Here is a 17,281-nt window from a genome sequence, read left to right as displayed (position 1 = left end):
GGGGTGCGGGCGCCGTCTTGCTCGTACGGGCCGCGCCGCGCGTCAGCAGATGCGGGTGCGGCTCTCCATCGCTTCGCGCGCGGCGTCCTCGTCGCCGTACACCTCGCACATGTGGCGGCCGTCCGGTGTCGCCGTGTGCTCGACCTCCCACAGGCTCGTCTCGCTGCCGTCGAGAAGCAGGAAGGCGTGCTCGTACAGCGTGAACCCCGCGTCCCGCCCGTCCACCTGGCACTGCCGGCCGAAGATCTGGGTGATGTGGTGGGCGAAGGCCGCCCGCAGCAGGAGGGCGGTCTCCTCACCCGGCACGTTCCGGTTCTCCGCGCGGCGCAGCACCCGGCGGGCGTGGTCCGCGGAGTTGTCCGGGGCGTACATCCGGGGCAGCGGGGCCGGTGGCGCCGCCATCAGGGCGTCGAGGATGTCCAGGTCGGCCTGCGGCCCGTCGTGCCCGAAGACCGGGCCGTCGCTGAAACCGCCGGTCAGACGGGCCGCCGCGATGTGGGCGTCGGCCTCATCGTCGTACAGCTCGTGCTGCCGCAGGCCGGGCTGCGCGCCGTGCCCCGGGTCGGCGGCGTCGCGCGGGCCGCAGTGCACCAGCTCCCACAGGGCGAGCGGCGTGCCGTCGGCCAGCAGGTACGTGTGCCGGTAGGTCTCGCGGTGCAGGGCGGAACTGTGGTGCGAGGAATGCAGGGAGCTGCTGTGGGCGAGCGCGGTGCCGAGCCGCTCGACCGTACTGTCGGGCAGGTCGAACGAGTTGAGAGCCCGTCGCAGGAGTCGCTCGAGGTGCTGCTCGGTTGTCTCGTACGGATCGCTCAAGGTGCTGTCTCCAGGCCGTCGCCGCGTGTGACTTGATGCGTGCTCAACGTAGTCCCTGGGTCTGAACATCCTGACCGGGGTTGAGAAAAACGTACGACGCACGCAGAAGGTTCCCGTAGTCGCCCGAACTTCCCTACGCCGGGGGCGAGTCGACTGCGCGCCCCGTCATGCCCGGTGGCTGTGCCGATTGCCGCGCTCCGTTGTAGAGATCGCCGTACGCGAGGTATGTGCCGCCACCGGCGCGGCCGTTGACTCCCGTGGCCGCCCGCACCGCCTTCACGATGGCCCGGGTCACGGCCTCCGCACCCGCCGCCAGCAGGTCATCGAGTGCGAGCGGGTTCGCCGGATCCAGTGTGCGCGTGCCGGTGGCCAGGGCGAAAACGGTGTCCCCGTCACTCATCAGATGGACGGGCCGGATGGCGCGCGCCAGCCCGTCGTGCGCCGTCCCCGCGAGCTTCTGCGCCTGGGCGCGGCCGAGTCCGGCGTCCGTGGCGACGACGGCGAGTGTGGTGTTGAGCGGGGGGCGCGCGTTCGCGTCGTGCGCCTGGGCCAGGCGCTGTTGCGCCGTCCGGTGGACCTCCGGCGCGGGTGTGACGGCCGGCTGGGCGCCGCCGTACTCCCCGTACAGCACCCCGGTACGGGGATCGAGAACGGAGCCCGCCGCGTTCACCACGGCCAGTGCGGCCACCGTGATCCCGGACGGCAGCAGGACGCTCGCCGTGCCCACCCCGCCCTTCAACTGCCCGGCGACCGCACCCGTGCCCGCACCGACGCAGCCCTCGGCGACCGCGGCGCCCGGCTCCGTGCCCGCCGCGTCCTCCACCGCCGCCCGGCCGGTCGCGGCGTCCGGCCGGGCCCGCCAGTCACCACCTCGCCCCAGGTCGAAGACACAGGCGGCGGGGACGACCGGAACCACCTGGGACGGATCGGCCCCGACCCGCACGCCGCGGCCCTGCTCCTCCAGCCAGGCCATCACCCCGGACGCCGCGTCGAGGCCGTACGCGCTGCCGCCGGTGAGGACCACGGCGTCGATGCGCTGCACCAGATTGCGCGGATCCAGCGCGTCCGTCTCGCGGGTGCCCGGACCGCCGCCGCGTACGTCGACGGCCGCGACCGCACCGCCCTCGGGTGCGAGGACCACGGTCGTGCCGCTGAGCGCGCCCTCGCCCTCGACCCGCGCATGTCCGACGCGCACCCCGGCGACATCGGTCAGCGCGTCCCTCCGGTGCGGGAGCTGAGTCGGGGGAGGGGTGTTCTGGCCGGTCATCCGGGGCTCCTTGTGGTGCGGGTGGCTGACTGCGGGGGCCGTTCACCGTGAACGTACCCGGAGGGAAGGAGGGGAAGCAGGGCGGACGGAGATATTTGTGAATGCATTCACAAATGGACGACGGTCCAAGGTCCCGGAAAAAACCCCAGCTCGGACCATGTATGCCAGGCCCGCACCGGCAATCGCCGGGACCAACGGTCCTGCACCGGGGACCATTGCGGGCCGCCGGGCGCACCGAGCGGGAGTGCAATGGACGCAGCGGCGAAGAAGACGCGGGGACGACAGCGGAAGGTGTGGGCCATGACGGCGACTGCGGCAGAGGCGACCACGGACAGCGGGGCCTGGGACGGCTTCACGGGCGGACTGTGGCGCGAAGCGATCGACGTCCGGGACTTCGTCCAGCACAACTACACGCCCTACGAGGGCGACAGCTCCTTCCTCGCCGGCCCGACCCCCCGGACCACCGCGGTCTGGGCGAGGCTCCTCGCCATGTTCCCGGACGAGATCGCCCGGGGCGTGCACGATGTGGACGTCACCACCCCGTCCCGGATCGACGCCTTCCGCCCCGGCTACATCGACGCGGACCTGGACCTGATCGTCGGCCTGCAGACGGACGCCCCGCTCAAGCGCGCCATCATGCCGAACGGCGGCTGGCGCATGGTCGAGGGCGCGCTGCACGCGTACGGCTACGAGGCCGACCCCGCCGTCAAGGACACCTACACCCACCTCCGCAAAACCCACAACGAGGGCGTCTTCGACGCGTACACCCCCGAGATCCGCGCCTGCCGCTCGTCCGGGATCATCACCGGCCTGCCGGACGCCTACGGCCGCGGCCGGATCATCGGCGACTACCGCCGCATCGCGCTCTACGGCGTCGACCGGCTGATCGCCGCCAAGGAGGCCGACAAGGCCACGCTCGGCGAGCAGTGGCCGACCGAACACGTCATCCGGGACCGCGAGGAGGTCTCCGAGCAGATCAAGGCCCTGAACGAGCTCAAGGCGATGGCCCTTTCGTACGGCTACGACATCTCCGGCCCCGCTCGCACCGGCCGCGAGGCGGTGCAGTGGCTGTACTTCGGCTACCTCGGCGCCGTGAAGGAGCAGAACGGCGCGGCCATGTCGATCGGCCGCATCGACAACTTCCTCGACGTCTACCTCCAGCGCGACATCGAGCGCGGGGCGATCACCGAGGAGCGGGCACAGGAGTTCATCGACGACTTCGTCATCAAGCTCCGCATCGTCCGCTTCCTGCGCACCCCCGAGTACAACGAGCTCTACTCCGGCGACCCCACCTGGGTCACCTGGTCGATGGCCGGCATCGGCGAGGACGGGCGCCCGCTCGTCTCCCGTACGACCTTCCGCGCCCTGCAGACCCTCTACAACCTGGGCCCCGCCCCTGAGCCGAACCTCACGGTCTTCTGGTCGCGCCGGCTGCCCACCGGATTCAAGGAGTTCGCCTCCCGCGTGGCCATCGACACCTCGGCGCTCCAGTTCGAGTCCGATGATCTGATGCGCCCGAAGTACGGGGACGACACGGCGATCGCCTGCTGCGTCTCCGCGATGGCGATGGGCAAGCAGATGCAGTTCTTCGGCGCCCGCGTCAACGTCGCCAAGGCGCTGCTGTACGCGATCAACGGCGGCCGCGACGAGCGCACCGGCAAGCTCGTGGTGGCCGGCTTCGAGCCGCTCACCGACGCGTACCTGGACTACGACACCCTCGTCGAGCGGTACGACGCGATGCTCGACTGGCTGGCCCGGACCTATGTGCACGCGCTGAACGTCATCCACTACATGCACGACAAGTACGCCTACGAGCGGCTGGAGATGGCCCTCCACGACCAGGAGATCCTGCGCACCATGGCCTGCGGCATCGCCGGTCTCTCGGTCGCCGCCGACTCGCTCTCCGCGGTCAGGCACGCCCGGGTGAGGGTGATCCGGGACGAGAGCGGACTGGCGGTCGACTACGAGATCGAGGGCGACTACCCGGCGTACGGGAACAACGACGAACGGGCCGACGCCCTCGCGCGCGGCATCGTGCACGACTTCATGGAGAAGATCCGCAAGCACCCCACCTACCGCGACGCCGTGCACACCCAGTCGGTGCTGACGATCACCTCGAACGTGGTCTACGGCAAGAAGACCGGCAACACCCCGGACGGCCGCCGGTCCGGCGCCCCGTTCGCCCCCGGCGCCAACCCGATGAACGGGCGCGACGAGCACGGCTACATCGCCTCCGCCCTCTCGGTCGCCAAGCTGCCGTACGACGACGCGGAGGACGGCATCTCGCTGACCAACACCATCACGCCCGACGCGCTCGGCCGGACCCCTGAGGAGCGCGTGCGCAACCTCGCCGGTGTGCTGGACGGATTCACGGCGAGCGACGGCTTCCACATGAACGTCAACGTCCTCGACCGGGCCACCCTCCAGGACGCCATGGAGCACCCGGAGAACTATCCGCAGCTGACCATCCGCGTCTCCGGATACGCGGTCAACTTCACGCGGCTGACCCGCGAGCAGCAGCTCGACGTCATCAACCGCACCTTCCACGGCTCGCTCTGAACCTTGGCCCGGGTCCCCGGACCCGTGGCCAAGCCTTCGGCCGAGCCCCCCGAACCGCGCGGCGCCGGGTGCCATCCCCCGTCAACGCCCCGGCGCCGCGCACTCCACCCCTCCAGCGGCCCCAGCCGGCCGTAGACCCTCCGCGAAGAAGGTCCCGTCATGGCCGTCCTCCTCGACAGCACCGTCACTCCTGACTCCCCGGCCGCTCCCGCCACCCCGGCCGGCGCGGCCACGCAGCGGGCGGTCTCCGGCTCATTCCACTCCTGGGACCTGTCGACGGGGGTGGACGGCCCCGGCGCCCGCTTCGTCACCTTCCTGGCCGGCTGTCCGCTGACCTGTCTCTACTGCCACAACCCGGACACCATGCGGATGCGCAGCGGCACCCGCACCTCGGCCGACGACGTGCTGGCCGAGGCGGCCAAGTACACGACGTTCATCCGGGCCGCCGGCGGCGGGGCCACCATCAGCGGCGGCGAACCCCTGCTGCAGCCCGTCTTCGCCGGTGAGCTGCTGCACCGCCTGAAGCACGAACTGGGACTGCACACCGCCCTCGACACCTCCGGCTTCCTCGGGTCCCGCGCCACCGACGCGTTGCTGCGCGACGTCGATCTGGTCCTGCTCGACATCAAGTCCTGGGACCGTGCCACCTACCGCGAGGTCACCGGCCGGCCGCTGGAGCCCACCCTGGACTTCGCCCACCGCCTCGCCGGTCTCGGCAAGGAGGTGCACGTCCGCTTCGTGCTGGTGCCCGGACTGACAGACGACCCGGCCAACGTCGACGGGGTCGCGGCCTTCGCCGCCTCCCTCGGCAACGTCTCGCGCGTCGACGTCCTCCCGTTCCACAAGCTCGGCGAGGCGAAGTGGCAGGCGCTGGGCAAGCCGTTCACCCTGCATGACACCCCGTCGCCCACCCTCGAACAGCTCATCGCCGCCCGCGAGATCTTCGCCTCGCACGGACTCCACGCCGTGTGAGACGTACGAACGACGCGTCGCGCGGACGCCGACGAGCTGCGACGCGCTCACCCCGTAGGGCCATAAAACAGGACTAATATCCCCATACAACCCTACGCTGACGGGGTGACCGAGCCACCAGAAGCCTCTGCCGCAGCAGCGCAGCCCGGACCCGGTGCCAGCACCGATCCCTCCGGCGCGGCCATCGTCCCGCCGCCGGGCGGCGAGCCCGCCCGCTCAGGCGTCGCCGTCCCCCGGCCCGTCAACGCCCGCGCGACGGCGGCCGGCGTGATCGTCTCCCTCCTGCTGATCGTGGCCATCGTGCTGGGCAGCAGATTCCTGGAGAACTTCGACTCCGCGCTCCTGCCGTACGCCGTGGCCACGGTCTTCCTCGCCTTCGGCGTCGCCTACCGCTACACGGTCTGGGTGTCCGCACCGGGCGCCCGACGACTGTTCAAGAAGGGCTGGGGGAGCCTGTTCTCGGCTGCCAACTTCCGCAAGGCACCCACCGCCCTGCCGAAGATGATCGCCACCTACCTCGGCTTCCAGAAGTTCCTCGGCGCCCGCTCCCACGCACGCTGGGCCGCCCACCAGCTGATCTTCTGGGGCTGCATCCTCGCCTCCCTGATCACCTTCCCGCTGACCTGGGGCTGGTTCACCTTCACCTCCGGCAGCGGCTCCGGACCCGGCTACGAGATGCGGATCTGGGGCTTCAAGATCATCGGCTTCGACTCCCTGGACATCCTCGGCTGGCTGATGTTTCACGGCCTGGACATCGCCGCCGTCCTCGTCATCCCCGGCGCCTCCTACTTCCTGTGGCGCCGGATGAAGGACCGCGGCGCCATCACCGGCCAGCGGTTCGGCTACGACCTGGTGCCACTCATCGCGCTGATCGTCATCTCCGTGACGGGGCTGCTCCTCACCTTCTCGTCGATCTTCCTGCACGGCGGCGGGTACGAGTTCCTGGCGATCCTGCACATGGTGTCGGTGGTCTTCACCCTCATCTACATCCCGTTCGGGAAGTTCTTCCACATCGTCCAGCGCCCCGCCGCCGTGGGCATGCAGCTGTTCAAGTACACCGGCCGGCAGGACCAGGAGGTCTTCAGCTGCCGCCGCTGCGAGGAACCCATCGACACCACCCCGTACGTCGAGAACCTCCGCGGCACCATGCGCGACCTCAGCCTCGGCTTCGACGAGTGGGCCGAATACTGCCCGCGCTGCAAGCGGGTGCTGCGCGGCAGCGCCTATCTCTCCCAGGTGAAGAAGGGCTTCAAGTGACCGCGGATCCGCGAGCAGCCGACACCCGTACGGTCGTCCCCCTCGACCCCTCCCTCGCCCCGCCCGGCACCCGCGCCTTCCGGGACGCCGGCGGCATCCCCGCCGACAAGTGGCACGCCGACCAGAACGGCGAGACGCTCGTCCCCACCCACTGCTGCTTCTGCGGGGTGCAGTGCGGGATGTATCTGCGCGTCGACCGCGGCGGCAAGGTCTTCGGCGTCGAACCCCGCAACCACGACATCAACCGGATGCGCCTGTGCCCCAAGGGCATCAACGCCTACCAGCAGGTCAACCACCCGGACCGGCTCACCGCCCCGCTGATGCGGCGCTCCCGGGACGAGGAGTTCCGGGAGGTCTCCTGGGACGAGGCGCTCGACTTCACCGTCGCCGAGATCAAGCGCATCCAGCAGACCTACGGGAACGACGCCTTCGGACTGCTGGGCGGGGCGAGCCTCTTCTCCGAGAAGACCTATCTCGTCGGCAAGTTCGCCCGGGTCGCCCTCAAGACCCGGCACGTCGACTACAACGGCCGGCTCTGCATGGTCAGCGCGGCAGGCGCCAACAAGCTCGCCTTCGGCATCGACCGGGCCGGCAACCCCTTCTCCGACATCCTGCTCACCGACTGCCTGCTGATCGCGGGCTCCAACGTCGGCGAGTGCTTCCCCGTGATGACCCAGTACGTGTGGGGCGCCCGGGACCGCGGCGCCAGCCTGATCGTCATCGACCCGCGCGAGACGGCCATCGCCCGGACCGCCGACATCCATGTCGCCCTCAAGCCCGGGACCGACTCGGCGTTCTTCAACTCCGTGCTCCACGTCGTCATCGAGGAAGGCCTCACGGACGAGGCCTACATCGCCGCCCACACCACCGGCTGGGAGGAGGTGAAGGCCAAGGTCGCGGAGTACCCGCCCGCCCGGGCCGCCGAGATCTGCGGCATCCCCGCCGAACAGATCGTGCAGGTCGCCCGCACCTTCGCCCGCGCGCCCAAGGCCATGGCCTGGCACGCCCGCGGCATCGAGCACCACTCGCAGGGCGTCGAGAACTGCCTCACCGTGATCAACCTGTGCACCGCCACCGGACACATCGGCAAGCCCGGCGCCGGCTACGGCACCATCACCGGCCAGGGCAACGGGCAGGGCGGCCGCGAGCACGGCCAGAAGTCCGACCTCCTGCCCGGCGGCCGCTCGATCATGAACGAGGAGCACCGTCGGCAGATCTGCGAGATCTGGGGCATCGAGGAGTCCGAGCTCCCGCCCGCCGGGACCTCGATGATGGAAATGGTCTGGCAGATGCAGCGCCGCGAGATCCGCGGACTGATCGGCATCTGCAACAACCCCTTCGTCTCCCTGCCCAACTACAAGGTGGTCAAGGAGGGGTACGACACCGCCGAGTTCCACGCTCAGTTCGACTTCTTCCTTTCCGAGACCGCGGCCAACGCGCATGTGGTCTTCCCCGTCACCACCTGGGCCGAGGACGACGGAGTCATGGCCAACGCCGAAGCCCGGGTGGTCAAGCACAACAAGGCCCAGGACCCGCCCCCCGGCGTACGGACCGACACCTGGGTGATGTGCGAACTCGCCAGGCGTCTCGGCGCGGGCGACAAGTTCGCCTTCGCCGACTCCCGCGAGGTCTTCGACGAACTGCGCATCGCCTCCGCCGGCACCGTCAACGACTACTACGGCATCACCTACGAACGGCTGGAGGAGACCGGCGGAATCGCCTGGCCCTGCCCCTCCACCGATCACCCCGGCACCCCCCGGCTCTTCGAGGACGGCAGGACCTACCACCCCGACGGCAAGATCCACATGCAGGTCGTCGAATGGCACCTGCCGATGGACCCGTACGACGACGACCACCCCATGTCCCTCACCACCGGCCGCACCGTCGCGCACTTCCTCTCCGGCAACCAGACCCGCCGCCTGGGCGCCCTCGTCGAACAGACCCCACGCCCCTGGGCCGAGGTCCACCCCTCCCACGGCTTCCGCAACGGCGAACCGGTCCGCGTCGTCACCCGGCGCGGCAGCGAGGTCTTCCCCGCCCTGGTCACCGAGGCGATCCGCCCCGACACCGTCTTCATCCCGTACCACTGGCCGGTCCCCACCGCTGCCAACGCGCTGACCATCGATGCCCTGGACCCCCGCTCCAAGATCCCGGAGTACAAGGTGTGTGCCTGCCGCATCGAGCACGCCGAGAAGATCGACGAGGTACCCGCACCCCCGGTCGCGCCGGGCCATGTCGCCTACCCGGAGACCCAGGTCTCCCGTACCGACCCGCTGCCGCCCACGTCTCCGCAGGGCCGTGGCACCTCGGAGAGGAGCTGATGCCCGCATGATGGGCAGAACGATCTTTATCGACCCGGGGCGCTGCATCGGCTGCCAGGCCTGTGTCTCCGCCTGCCGGGAATGCGATTCGCACCGCGGCAAGTCGATGATCCACCTCGACTACACCGACGAGGGCCAGTCCGTCGCCTCCCTTCCCACGGTCTGCATGCACTGCGAGGACCCCGTCGCCCCCTGTGCCGAGGTCTGTCCCGCCGACGCGATCCTGGTGACCGCGGACGGTGTGGTGCAGCAGGCGGACACCACCCGCTGCATCGGCTGCGCCAACTGCGTCAACGCCTGCCCCTTCGGCGTACCGAAGATCGACCTCCAGGCGAAGCTGCAGCTGAAGTGCAACCTCTGCTACGACCGCACCGCCTACGGCCTCGCTCCCATGTGCGCCACCGTCTGCCCGACCGGTGCGCTGTTCTACGGAACCGTCGAGGAGCTCCAGGCCGAACGTCCCGGAGTCCAGGTCGCGGACACCTTCGTCTTCGGTGAGACCGAGGTCCGCACCGGTGTCGCCATGGTCGTCCCCGCCGACCGGGTCCAGTGGCCGGTGCCGGGCGGCCTGCCGGTCGTGGAGATCAACGGGAAGGACGTCCGCCGATGACCGTCACCGAACAGCCGTCCCCTGGGGACCCGCGGCAGCCGTCCTCCGGGGACCCTCGCGAGGCCCTGCACGACCGGATCGCCGCGGACTCCCTCACCACCCGTCGTGACTACCTCCGCATCGTCGCCACCGTCTCCGGCGGCCTGGCGATCGGCGGGCTCGGCGTGGCGGGCGGCATGCTCCCGCGCCACGGCGACCCCAAGGACGACAAGGCTCCCGCACCCAAGCGGATCAGCGCCCAGCTGCTGCCCGGGGAGTCCCTCGCCTTCAGCTACCCGGAGGACGAGGACAAGGCGGTCGCCGTCCGGCTCGACGACGGCACCCTCGTCGGCTACTCGGCGATCTGCACCCACCTCGCCTGCGCCGTGCTGTGGCAGAAGGACCGTGGCTCCGAGGGCGAGCTGTACTGCCCGTGCCACGAGGGAGTCTTCGACGCCCGCACCGGCGAGGTCACCGCAGGACCGCCGCCCCGCGGGCTGCCCAAGGTGGTCCTCACCGAGCAGACGGACGGCAGCATCTGGGCCGTCGGCACGACCCGCTCCGGCGAGAGCATCGAGAAGGGGCTGTGCCGCCAGCTCGGTGACGACCGCCCGGACCTCGCCTCCCGCATCGGCTGCCCCGGCGTCAGCAGGGGCGCCGAAGCACCCAAGGCCGCCGGCGACTCCCGTACCGGGGCCACCGAGCCCGAGACCTCCGGCAGGCGGACATGAGCGACGCCCAGCAGCCCCCCGGCCCGCAGTACCCGGAGTACCACCCGGGCAGCGCACGGCCCGAACTCAACCGGCCCGTCCACGAGCGCTACCCGCAGATCCGGTCCACCAGCGGCTACGGCGACCCCCGCGTCCGCCACACCGGGCCGGGGCCGGGAGCGGGCACCGACCAGGAACCGGAGCGGTCCTCGAAACTCACGGCACGGCTGACCCTGGCCATGACCGTCGTCATCGGGCAGCTCTGGGGACTCACCATCACCATCGACGAGTACATGGAGGGCAACATCGGCACCGCCTGGTGGGGGGCCGGATTCCTCTGCCTGTCGTTCCTCGTCGTCCTCGGCCTCTGGTGGCTCGACCCCAAGGACCGCTGACCGGCGCCGGGGGCGCCCCGGCCCGAAGGCCGGCGCAGGGCGCCCCCGCTCCCGGAGCACAGCCGTACCCTGGGAGGTATGAGTACCGCCCCCGCCCCCGGACCGCGCGATGCGAAGCCGAACTCGCCGGACCGGCCGAAGCCCAAGCCGGCACTGATCTTCGACGATCCACTGGACCAGCAGTCCGCGGACGATACGGACCGGGGGTGGGGTGAGCGGGCCCCCTCCGGCGGCAGCGCCGCCGACCTGGCCCGTTTCCTCGACGAGAAGCCGCCCCACCACGTCTGAGCCGGCTTCCTTGCTCCTGTTACTCCTGGCCGGCCCGACCCGGGGCCTCGCCGCGGTTCCCCTCGACCGGGGCGCTGCGCTGCGCGACCAGAGCGTCGCGGATCTCCTTCAGGACCTCCAGCTCGCTCACCTCCATCGTCTCCTGCACGCCCTCCTTCGCCGCCTGCATGGCGGCCCGCCTGGCGAGGTACTTCGCCATCGGGAGCACCATCAGGAAGTAGACGACGGCGGCGGTGATCAGGAAGCCGAGGGTGGCGCTGAGCACCGAACCCCACAGGATCCGGATGCCCTCGGTCGCCTCGCCGGTCTTCGGGTCCGTCACACAGGGGCCCTTGAGGCAGGAGTTGTAGCTCTCCAGGTCCTTGGTGCCGAACGCACCGACGAGCGGATTGATGATGCCCTTGACGATGGAGTTCACGACGTTCGTGAACGCGGCGCCGATGACGACGGCCACCGCCAGATCGATCACGTTGCCGCGCATCAGGAAGGCCTTGAAGCCCTCCAGCAGACTGACCTTCTTCTTCTCGCTCACGCGTGAGCCGTCCTTCGTAAGTGCCGTGGGGGGAGCTAACTGCTCCGCAACTTACGGCAGTACAAGGGCAATCGGCCTCATCCACGGCTGTTGTCAGGTGACGTGATAGTTCGTCAGTACGAATCAGCACAGGATCACCGCAAACCCGGCCGAGATCCCCTCGCCGGCCAGCGTCGCCGCCGTCGCCCGGGGCACGGACAGCACGATCAGCGCCCCGTTCTCCGTCGAGCCCTCGGCGGACGGTGGGGGCACCTGGGTCACCCGCGCGCCCTTCGCCAGCACCCGGGAGCCGGCTCCGGCGTCCTCGGACGCGATCACGTCGACCCGGTCTCCCGGACGCAGCAGCCGTACGGTCGCCGCATCCGCGATCCGAACCGGCGCGGACACCAGGCGGACGGGCGCCGGCACCCGCCGCGACGCGGTCCCGGCCGCGCCGGCCGCCCCGTGCCCCGCCCCGGGCCCCCCTCCGCTCCCGGCCCCACTGCCGCCGAGCCCCGAAGCGGCCAGCGCGGCAGCCGTCAGCGCCAGCCCCGCGGCCATCGCCCGCCGCTGCCGCCACACCGCCCGCCGCAACCGGTGCCCACTGCCCCCACGCACCCGCAGTGGAGGAAAAGGGGGCACCCCGCAGGGCGGCGGAGCGGGGGCGGGCAGGGGCGGAGACGTGAAGGAGGAAGGGGAGGAGGGTCCGTACGAGGGCATGGCAAACACCGCCTGCGGTGAGGGAGTTCAGAGGCCGGAGGAATCGGATCGCGTGGCCCGGCCGAAGGGCCGGCCGGACAGCACTCACGATCCACCACCCACGGGAATCCCGCTGAGCCCTGTGGACAGCCCACACCATGTGGATAACTCCCTCACTCATCCGAGGGCCACTGAGGAGCCGGCCGAGCTCGCTAAGGCAGCACGATCCCCGTGTCGATCCCGTCCAGCGCATGCGCGCACAGACAGCTCCGGTCCGCCTCCGCGGGCAGCGCGGCCACCGCGTCGAAGAGGACCGAACGCAGCCGGTCGACATTGGCCGCGAAGACCTTCAGCACTTCGCCGTGGGAGACGGCCTCGCCGGCCTCCGCGCCCGCGTCCAGGTCCGTCACCAGCGTCATCGTCGTGTAGCAGAGCCCCAGCTCACGGGCGAGTACGGCCTCGGGGTGCCCGGTCATCCCGACCACCGACCAGCCCATCGCCGCATGCCAGCGCGACTCCGCCCGCGTCGAGAAGCGCGGCCCCTCGACGACCACGAGCGTCCCGCCGTCCACCGCTTCCCAGTCCCGTCCGCGAGCTGCCGCGAGGGCGGCCTTGCGCCCCTCGGGGCAGTACGGGTCCGCGAAGCCCAGGTGCACCACCTTCGGTGCCACTCCGTCCGCCCGGGTCTCCCCGTCGTAGAACGTCTGGACACGGGTCTTCGTACGGTCGACGAGCTGGTCCGGTACGAGCAGCGTCCCGGGTCCGTACTCGGGCCGCAGCCCGCCCACCGCGCACGGGCCGAGCACCTGGCGTACGCCGACCGAGCGCAGCGCCCACAGATTGGCGCGGTAGTTGATGCGGTGCGGCGGCACATGGTGGCCGCGGCCGTGACGGGGGAGGAAGGCGACCCGGCGGCCGCCGATCTCGCCGAGGAAGACGGAGTCGCTCGGCGCTCCGTAAGGGGTCTCCACGCGTACCTCGGTGACGTCCTCCAGGAAGGAGTACAGCCCCGAACCGCCGATCACACCGATCTCTGCGTTCACCATGCGGTCACAGTAGGCGGTCACAGTAGGCGGTCACTCAACGGCAGACGCGGCCGGGCGGGGAAACGCCGAGGACCCCGCCGAGTGGATCGGCGGGGTCCCGGTGAAACCAGGTGAAGCGGGCGGACGGGCGCGTCAGGCGGCCGAGGAACCGCTCGACGAGGACGAAGAAGAAGAGGACGACGAAGAAGACGCCGTGGAAGAGCTGGACGCACCGGAGGAGGACGTCGACGAGGAGGACGACGACTTCGCGTCCGATCCCGTCGAGGACGACGAACCGGAACCGGAGGCCTTCGCAGCGGCCGGGGCCGGCGTGCTGCTCGACGACGAACCGCGGCTGTCGTTCCGGTAAAAACCGGAACCCTTGAACACGATGCCGACCGCCGAGAACACCTTCTTCAGGCGTCCATCGCAGCTCGGGCACACCGTGAGGGCGTCATCGGTGAACTTCTGCACCGCTTCGAGGCCCTCGCCACACTCGGTGCACTGGTACTGATAGGTCGGCACTTGTTCCTCCTGGCACTCTGACTCAATGAGTGCTAACGACGCTCCATACTGACCTATTCCGCGGGATCAGTCCACCGTGACCGGTCCGCGGTGACCGATCCCACGTGCCACGGTCCGCCCCGAAACCTTCGGGAGGAGCCGTGAACGCAGCGCCACCAATGTCACCAGCGCCAGCACGGTGCCCACCAGCGGCACCAGGAATCCGGTGCTCGCGCCGTGGGCGTCCGCGAGCTGCCCGGCCACCGTCACAGCGGCAGCCTGGCCCAGTGCGACCGCGCCCGTCAGCCAGGTGAACGCCTCGGTCCGTGCGGAGCCCGGCACCAGCGCCTCGACCAGGGTGTAGCCGCTGATCAGGGCGGGCGCGATGGAGAGTCCGACCAGCAGTCCGAGTCCGGCCAGCAGCGGTACGGAGTGCACCGCCCACAGGCCCGAAGCGGTGAGGGTCAGGGCCGCGTACCCGGCGATCAGCCGGCGTCGCGGACCGGTCTTCCAGGCGATGGCGCCGCAGGCGATGCCGGCCAGCATGTTGCCGGCCGCGAAGACCCCGTACAGCAGACCGTTCGCACCCGGGCTGCCGATCTCCTCGGCGAAGGCGGTCAGCGAGACCTGCATCCCGCCGAAGACCGCGCCGATCCCGAGGAAGGCCACCGCGAGCACGCGTACGCCCGGGATGGACAGTGCGGACGTGTGCGGCTGAGACCCGGCGGAACCGGCGTTACGTACCGCGGGCTGGGTGGCGCGCTGCGCGGCGAAGAACAGCCCGCCGAACAGGGTCAGGGCGGCTTCGGCGATCAGTCCCGCCGCCGGGTGCACCCCGGTGCACAGCGCGGTGGCCAGGACCGGGCCGATGACGAAGGTGAACTCGTCCGTCACCGATTCGAAGGCCGCCGCCGTCGACATGAGAGGCGAGGCCTCCCGGCCAGGCGCCGCCCCGAGCACGGCCGCCCAGCGGGACCGCACCATCGGGCCGATCTGGGGGACCGAGGCGCCCGTCGGAACGGCCGCGGCGAACAGCGCCCACATCGGAGCGCCCGCCAGGGCGAGTGCGGTCAGGCCCGAGACGGACGCCGTGTGGACGAGAACGCCCGGCAGCAGCACGGCGCGCTGGCCGAAGCGGTCGGCGAGCTTGCCGGTCTGCGGGGCGAACAGGGCCATGGAGACCCCGGTCACGGCGGCGACGGCGCCGGCGCTGCCGTACGAGCCGGTGGTGTGCTGGATGAGCAGGACGATGCCGATGGTCAGCATCGCGAAGGGCTGCCGTGCGGCGAAGCCCGGCAGGAGGAAGGTCCACGCACCCGGGGTGCGCAGCAACTGCCCGTATCCGGGGCGGTCGGAGACCGTGGACGCCACGGTCCATGCCTTTCTGCCGCCTGGTGGCCGTGCTCCTGCGGGACGGGCCGGCACGTGGGTGCGGACCCGGTCAGGAGCTGCCGAGAGCTGTCCTCTTCGCGCGGAACTGCGGTAGATGCCGGGCGCTCGCAGCAGAGGCGGAGGACGCCACGACCGCCATACGGTCGCGCCAGCTCTGCGTCAGGCAGAGTTGGTGGATCAAAAGGTCGATCATAGGTCGATCTGGGTTTCCTTCATGCTACAGGCACAGATGCCGGTACACCTGTGATTGTGTGCAGCGCAACCCCTGCCACCTGTGAACGCAGGGTGCTTGCGCGCATCCTCAGTGGTGCGCCTTGGTATCCCGGGCGGCCCGTTCCTCGTGCTTCCTGACGTCGTCCGTCCTGCCGAGCTTCTTCACCGCCTTGAGGGCGTTGGCCACGTTCGGTCCGGTGAGGGCCTCGTCGGCCGCGTTCGCACCGGTGCCCAGCCAGCCGGCCAACTTGCCGCCCTCGCCGATCGCGCGCAGCCGGGCCTCGGTCGCGTCGCGCACGGGGTCGGTCGTGACGACCAGCAGTTCGTCGCCGCGGCGCAGTACGGTCGCCGGCGCGGGCACGAAGCTCTTGTCGTCCCGGACGATCAGCGTCACCGCCGCTCCCGCGGGCAGGCGCAGTTCGCCGACCTCGACGCCGTGCATCTTCGACTTCGCGGGGATGGCCACCGAGAGCAGATGTCCGCGCAGCCGCTCCAGGGGTGCCGACTCGATGCCCAGGTCGGCCGTCTCGGACGGGTCGTCGGCGATCTTGAGGGCCTTGGCGAGCCAGGGCAGGGTCGGACCCTGGATGAGGGTGTAGACGACGACGAGGACGAAGACGATGTTGAAGACCCGCGTGGAGCCCTCGATTCCGGACACCATGGGAATGGTCGCCAGGATGATGGGCACCGCGCCGCGCAGCCCGGCCCAGGACATGAGGGCCTTCTCCTGCCAGGGCAGCCGGAAGGGCGCGAGGGAGATGAAGACCTCCAGCGGCCGGGCTACCACGGTCAGCACCAGTCCCACGATGATGGCGGGCCAGAAGTCGTCGACCAGGTCGTGCGGGGTGACCAGCAGTCCGAGCAGGACGAACATGCCGATCTGGGCCAGCCAGCCGAGTCCGTCGGCGAAGCCGCGGGTGGCGGGCCAGTGCGGCAGCTTGGCGTTGCCGAGGATCATCGCGGCGAGGTAGACCGCGAGGAAGCCGCTTCCGTGGAGCATCGCGCCCGCCGCGTACGCGGACACCGCGATCGCCATCACGGCGATCGGGTAGAGGCCCGAGGCGGGCAGGGCCACATGCCTCAGGCCGTACGAGCCGAGCCAGCCGACGGCGATGCCGATTGCGGCGCCGATCGCCAGTTCCAGGGCTATCTCGCCGACGAGTACGTACCAGCTGTCGACCGGTCCCACGGTCGAGAAGGCCACGACGAGGATCACCACAGGGGCGTCGTTGAAGCCGGACTCGGCCTCCAGGACGCCGGTGATCCTGGCGGGCAGCGGCACCTTGCGCAGGACGGAGAAGACCGCGGCGGCGTCCGTGGAGGAGACGACCGCGCCGATGATCAGCGCCTGCCGCCATTCCAGACCGACCAGGTAGTGCGCTCCGGCCGCGGTCACGCCCACGCTCACGCCGACGCCGACGAGCGAGAGGACGACGGCAGCGGGCAGCGCGGGCTTGATCTCTTTCCACTTCGTGCCGAGGCCGCCCTCGGCGAGGATCACGACCAGGGCCGCGTAGCCGATCACCTGCGTCAGTTCGGCGTTGTCGAACTTGACGTCGAAGAACCCGTCCTGCCCCATGGCGATCCCGATGCCGAGATACAGGAGCAGGCTGGGGAGCCCGCTGCGCGACGAGATGCGCACCGCCGCCACCGCGACGAGCAGGACAAGTGAGCAGACGAGCAGGAGTTCGTTGAGCGCGTGGACAGTCAGTGGCCGGTCCTTCCCTGCGTACGCCTGCCGGATCGACTTCCGGTGGCGGGTTACT

General features: G+C 70.5%; 16 protein-coding genes. 8 read left to right on the top strand and 8 right to left on the bottom strand.

All coding sequences use genetic code 11. The features are described 5' to 3' along the window. Positions 1-42: 42 nt before the first annotated feature. Positions 43-813, bottom strand: coding sequence for a DUF6227 family protein (locus tag ACIBJG_RS12390; RefSeq protein WP_399307442.1), 771 nt, complete (start codon positions 811-813; stop codon positions 43-45). Positions 814-946: 133 nt separating this feature from the next. After that, on the bottom strand, positions 947-2,080 hold the full coding sequence (locus ACIBJG_RS12385; protein ID WP_399307441.1) for a P1 family peptidase: 1,134 nt from the start codon (positions 2,078-2,080) through the stop codon (positions 947-949). A 300-nt stretch (positions 2,081-2,380) separates the two neighbouring features. Here ACIBJG_RS12385 and pflB point away from each other — a divergent pair, with 300 nt between their 5' ends. From pflB to ACIBJG_RS12345, 8 genes are all read left to right on the top strand, one after another. Next, positions 2,381-4,639: a formate C-acetyltransferase gene (pflB, locus tag ACIBJG_RS12380; RefSeq protein ID WP_399307440.1), complete on the top strand. Its 2,259-nt coding sequence runs from the start codon at positions 2,381-2,383 to the stop codon at positions 4,637-4,639. 159 nt (positions 4,640-4,798) lie between these two features. Then, positions 4,799-5,611, top strand: coding sequence for a pyruvate formate-lyase-activating protein (gene pflA, locus ACIBJG_RS12375; protein ID WP_399307439.1), 813 nt, complete (start codon positions 4,799-4,801; stop codon positions 5,609-5,611). A gap of 105 nt (positions 5,612-5,716) precedes the next feature. Further along, positions 5,717-6,868, top strand: coding sequence for an MFS transporter (locus tag ACIBJG_RS12370; RefSeq protein ID WP_399307438.1), 1,152 nt, complete (start codon positions 5,717-5,719; stop codon positions 6,866-6,868). After that, positions 6,865-9,189 carry a molybdopterin oxidoreductase family protein gene (locus ACIBJG_RS12365; RefSeq protein WP_399307437.1) on the top strand — a complete coding sequence of 775 codons (2,325 nt, stop codon included), beginning with the start codon at positions 6,865-6,867 and terminating at the stop codon, positions 9,187-9,189. Before ACIBJG_RS12370 ends, ACIBJG_RS12365 begins: the two co-directional genes overlap by 4 nt. A gap of 7 nt (positions 9,190-9,196) precedes the next feature. Continuing rightward, positions 9,197-9,799, top strand: a complete 603-nt coding sequence (locus ACIBJG_RS12360; RefSeq protein WP_359086450.1) for a 4Fe-4S dicluster domain-containing protein — start codon at positions 9,197-9,199, stop codon at positions 9,797-9,799. Then, the gene (locus tag ACIBJG_RS12355) at positions 9,796-10,509 is read left to right on the top strand and encodes a Rieske (2Fe-2S) protein (RefSeq protein ID WP_399307436.1); all 714 of its coding nucleotides are present in this window, start codon (positions 9,796-9,798) and stop codon (positions 10,507-10,509) included. Before ACIBJG_RS12360 ends, ACIBJG_RS12355 begins: the two co-directional genes overlap by 4 nt. Continuing rightward, a complete protein-coding gene (locus tag ACIBJG_RS12350) occupies positions 10,506-10,883 on the top strand; it encodes a hypothetical protein (RefSeq protein ID WP_399307435.1) in 378 nt (125 codons plus the stop codon). The genes ACIBJG_RS12355 and ACIBJG_RS12350 overlap by 4 nt, the downstream gene beginning before the upstream one ends. Before the next feature lie 78 nt (positions 10,884-10,961). Then, complete coding sequence (locus ACIBJG_RS12345; RefSeq protein ID WP_399307434.1) at positions 10,962-11,171, top strand: hypothetical protein; 210 nt, start codon at positions 10,962-10,964, stop codon at positions 11,169-11,171. 19 nt (positions 11,172-11,190) lie between these two features. Here ACIBJG_RS12345 and ACIBJG_RS12340 read toward each other — a convergent pair whose 3' ends face one another. The 6 genes from ACIBJG_RS12340 to ACIBJG_RS12315 all read right to left on the bottom strand — a co-directional run bounded on the left by ACIBJG_RS12340 (position 11,191) and on the right by ACIBJG_RS12315 (position 17,166). After that, positions 11,191-11,652 carry an MscL family protein gene (locus tag ACIBJG_RS12340; RefSeq protein WP_399307639.1) on the bottom strand — a complete coding sequence of 154 codons (462 nt, stop codon included), beginning with the start codon at positions 11,650-11,652 and terminating at the stop codon, positions 11,191-11,193. Between the two features lie 174 nt (positions 11,653-11,826). Beyond that, positions 11,827-12,402: a hypothetical protein gene (locus ACIBJG_RS12335; RefSeq protein ID WP_399307433.1), complete on the bottom strand. Its 576-nt coding sequence runs from the start codon at positions 12,400-12,402 to the stop codon at positions 11,827-11,829. Between the two features lie 191 nt (positions 12,403-12,593). After that, entirely contained in the window at positions 12,594-13,427 is an 834-nt protein-coding gene (locus tag ACIBJG_RS12330) for an S-methyl-5'-thioadenosine phosphorylase (protein ID WP_399307432.1), read from the bottom strand. A 132-nt stretch (positions 13,428-13,559) separates the two neighbouring features. After that, entirely contained in the window at positions 13,560-13,931 is a 372-nt protein-coding gene (locus tag ACIBJG_RS12325) for an FmdB family zinc ribbon protein (RefSeq protein ID WP_399307431.1), read from the bottom strand. Positions 13,932-13,997: 66 nt separating this feature from the next. Next, complete coding sequence (locus ACIBJG_RS12320) at positions 13,998-15,281, bottom strand: MFS transporter (RefSeq protein ID WP_399307430.1); 1,284 nt, start codon at positions 15,279-15,281, stop codon at positions 13,998-14,000. Positions 15,282-15,603: 322 nt separating this feature from the next. After that, on the bottom strand, positions 15,604-17,166 hold the full coding sequence (locus ACIBJG_RS12315; protein ID WP_399307429.1) for a potassium/proton antiporter: 1,563 nt from the start codon (positions 17,164-17,166) through the stop codon (positions 15,604-15,606). Positions 17,167-17,281: the final 115 nt, after the last annotated feature.

The sequence above is a fragment of the Streptomyces sp. NPDC050422 genome (assembly GCF_044458665.1).
In the GTDB taxonomy this organism is placed as follows: domain Bacteria; phylum Actinomycetota; class Actinomycetes; order Streptomycetales; family Streptomycetaceae; genus Streptomyces.
The sequence above is the reverse complement of the archived record's forward strand: the minus strand, read 5'-3'. Positions and strand labels throughout refer to the sequence as shown.

Excerpts from the sequence above, each read along its gene's own strand:
- ACIBJG_RS12385 (WP_399307441.1), bottom strand. The coding sequence starts at position 2,080 with ATGACCGGCCAGAACACCCCTCCCCCGACTCAGCTCCCGCACCGGAGG.
- pflB (WP_399307440.1), top strand. The coding sequence starts at position 2,381 with ATGACGGCGACTGCGGCAGAGGCGACCACGGACAGCGGGGCCTGGGAC.
- pflA (WP_399307439.1), top strand. The coding sequence starts at position 4,799 with ATGGCCGTCCTCCTCGACAGCACCGTCACTCCTGACTCCCCGGCCGCT.
- ACIBJG_RS12355 (WP_399307436.1), top strand. The coding sequence starts at position 9,796 with ATGACCGTCACCGAACAGCCGTCCCCTGGGGACCCGCGGCAGCCGTCC.
- ACIBJG_RS12360 (WP_359086450.1), top strand. The coding sequence starts at position 9,197 with ATGATGGGCAGAACGATCTTTATCGACCCGGGGCGCTGCATCGGCTGC.
- ACIBJG_RS12345 (WP_399307434.1), top strand. The coding sequence starts at position 10,962 with ATGAGTACCGCCCCCGCCCCCGGACCGCGCGATGCGAAGCCGAACTCG.
- ACIBJG_RS12340 (WP_399307639.1), bottom strand. The coding sequence starts at position 11,652 with ATGCGCGGCAACGTGATCGATCTGGCGGTGGCCGTCGTCATCGGCGCC.
- ACIBJG_RS12350 (WP_399307435.1), top strand. The coding sequence starts at position 10,506 with ATGAGCGACGCCCAGCAGCCCCCCGGCCCGCAGTACCCGGAGTACCAC.
- ACIBJG_RS12330 (WP_399307432.1), bottom strand. The coding sequence starts at position 13,427 with ATGGTGAACGCAGAGATCGGTGTGATCGGCGGTTCGGGGCTGTACTCC.
- ACIBJG_RS12335 (WP_399307433.1), bottom strand. The coding sequence starts at position 12,402 with ATGCCCTCGTACGGACCCTCCTCCCCTTCCTCCTTCACGTCTCCGCCC.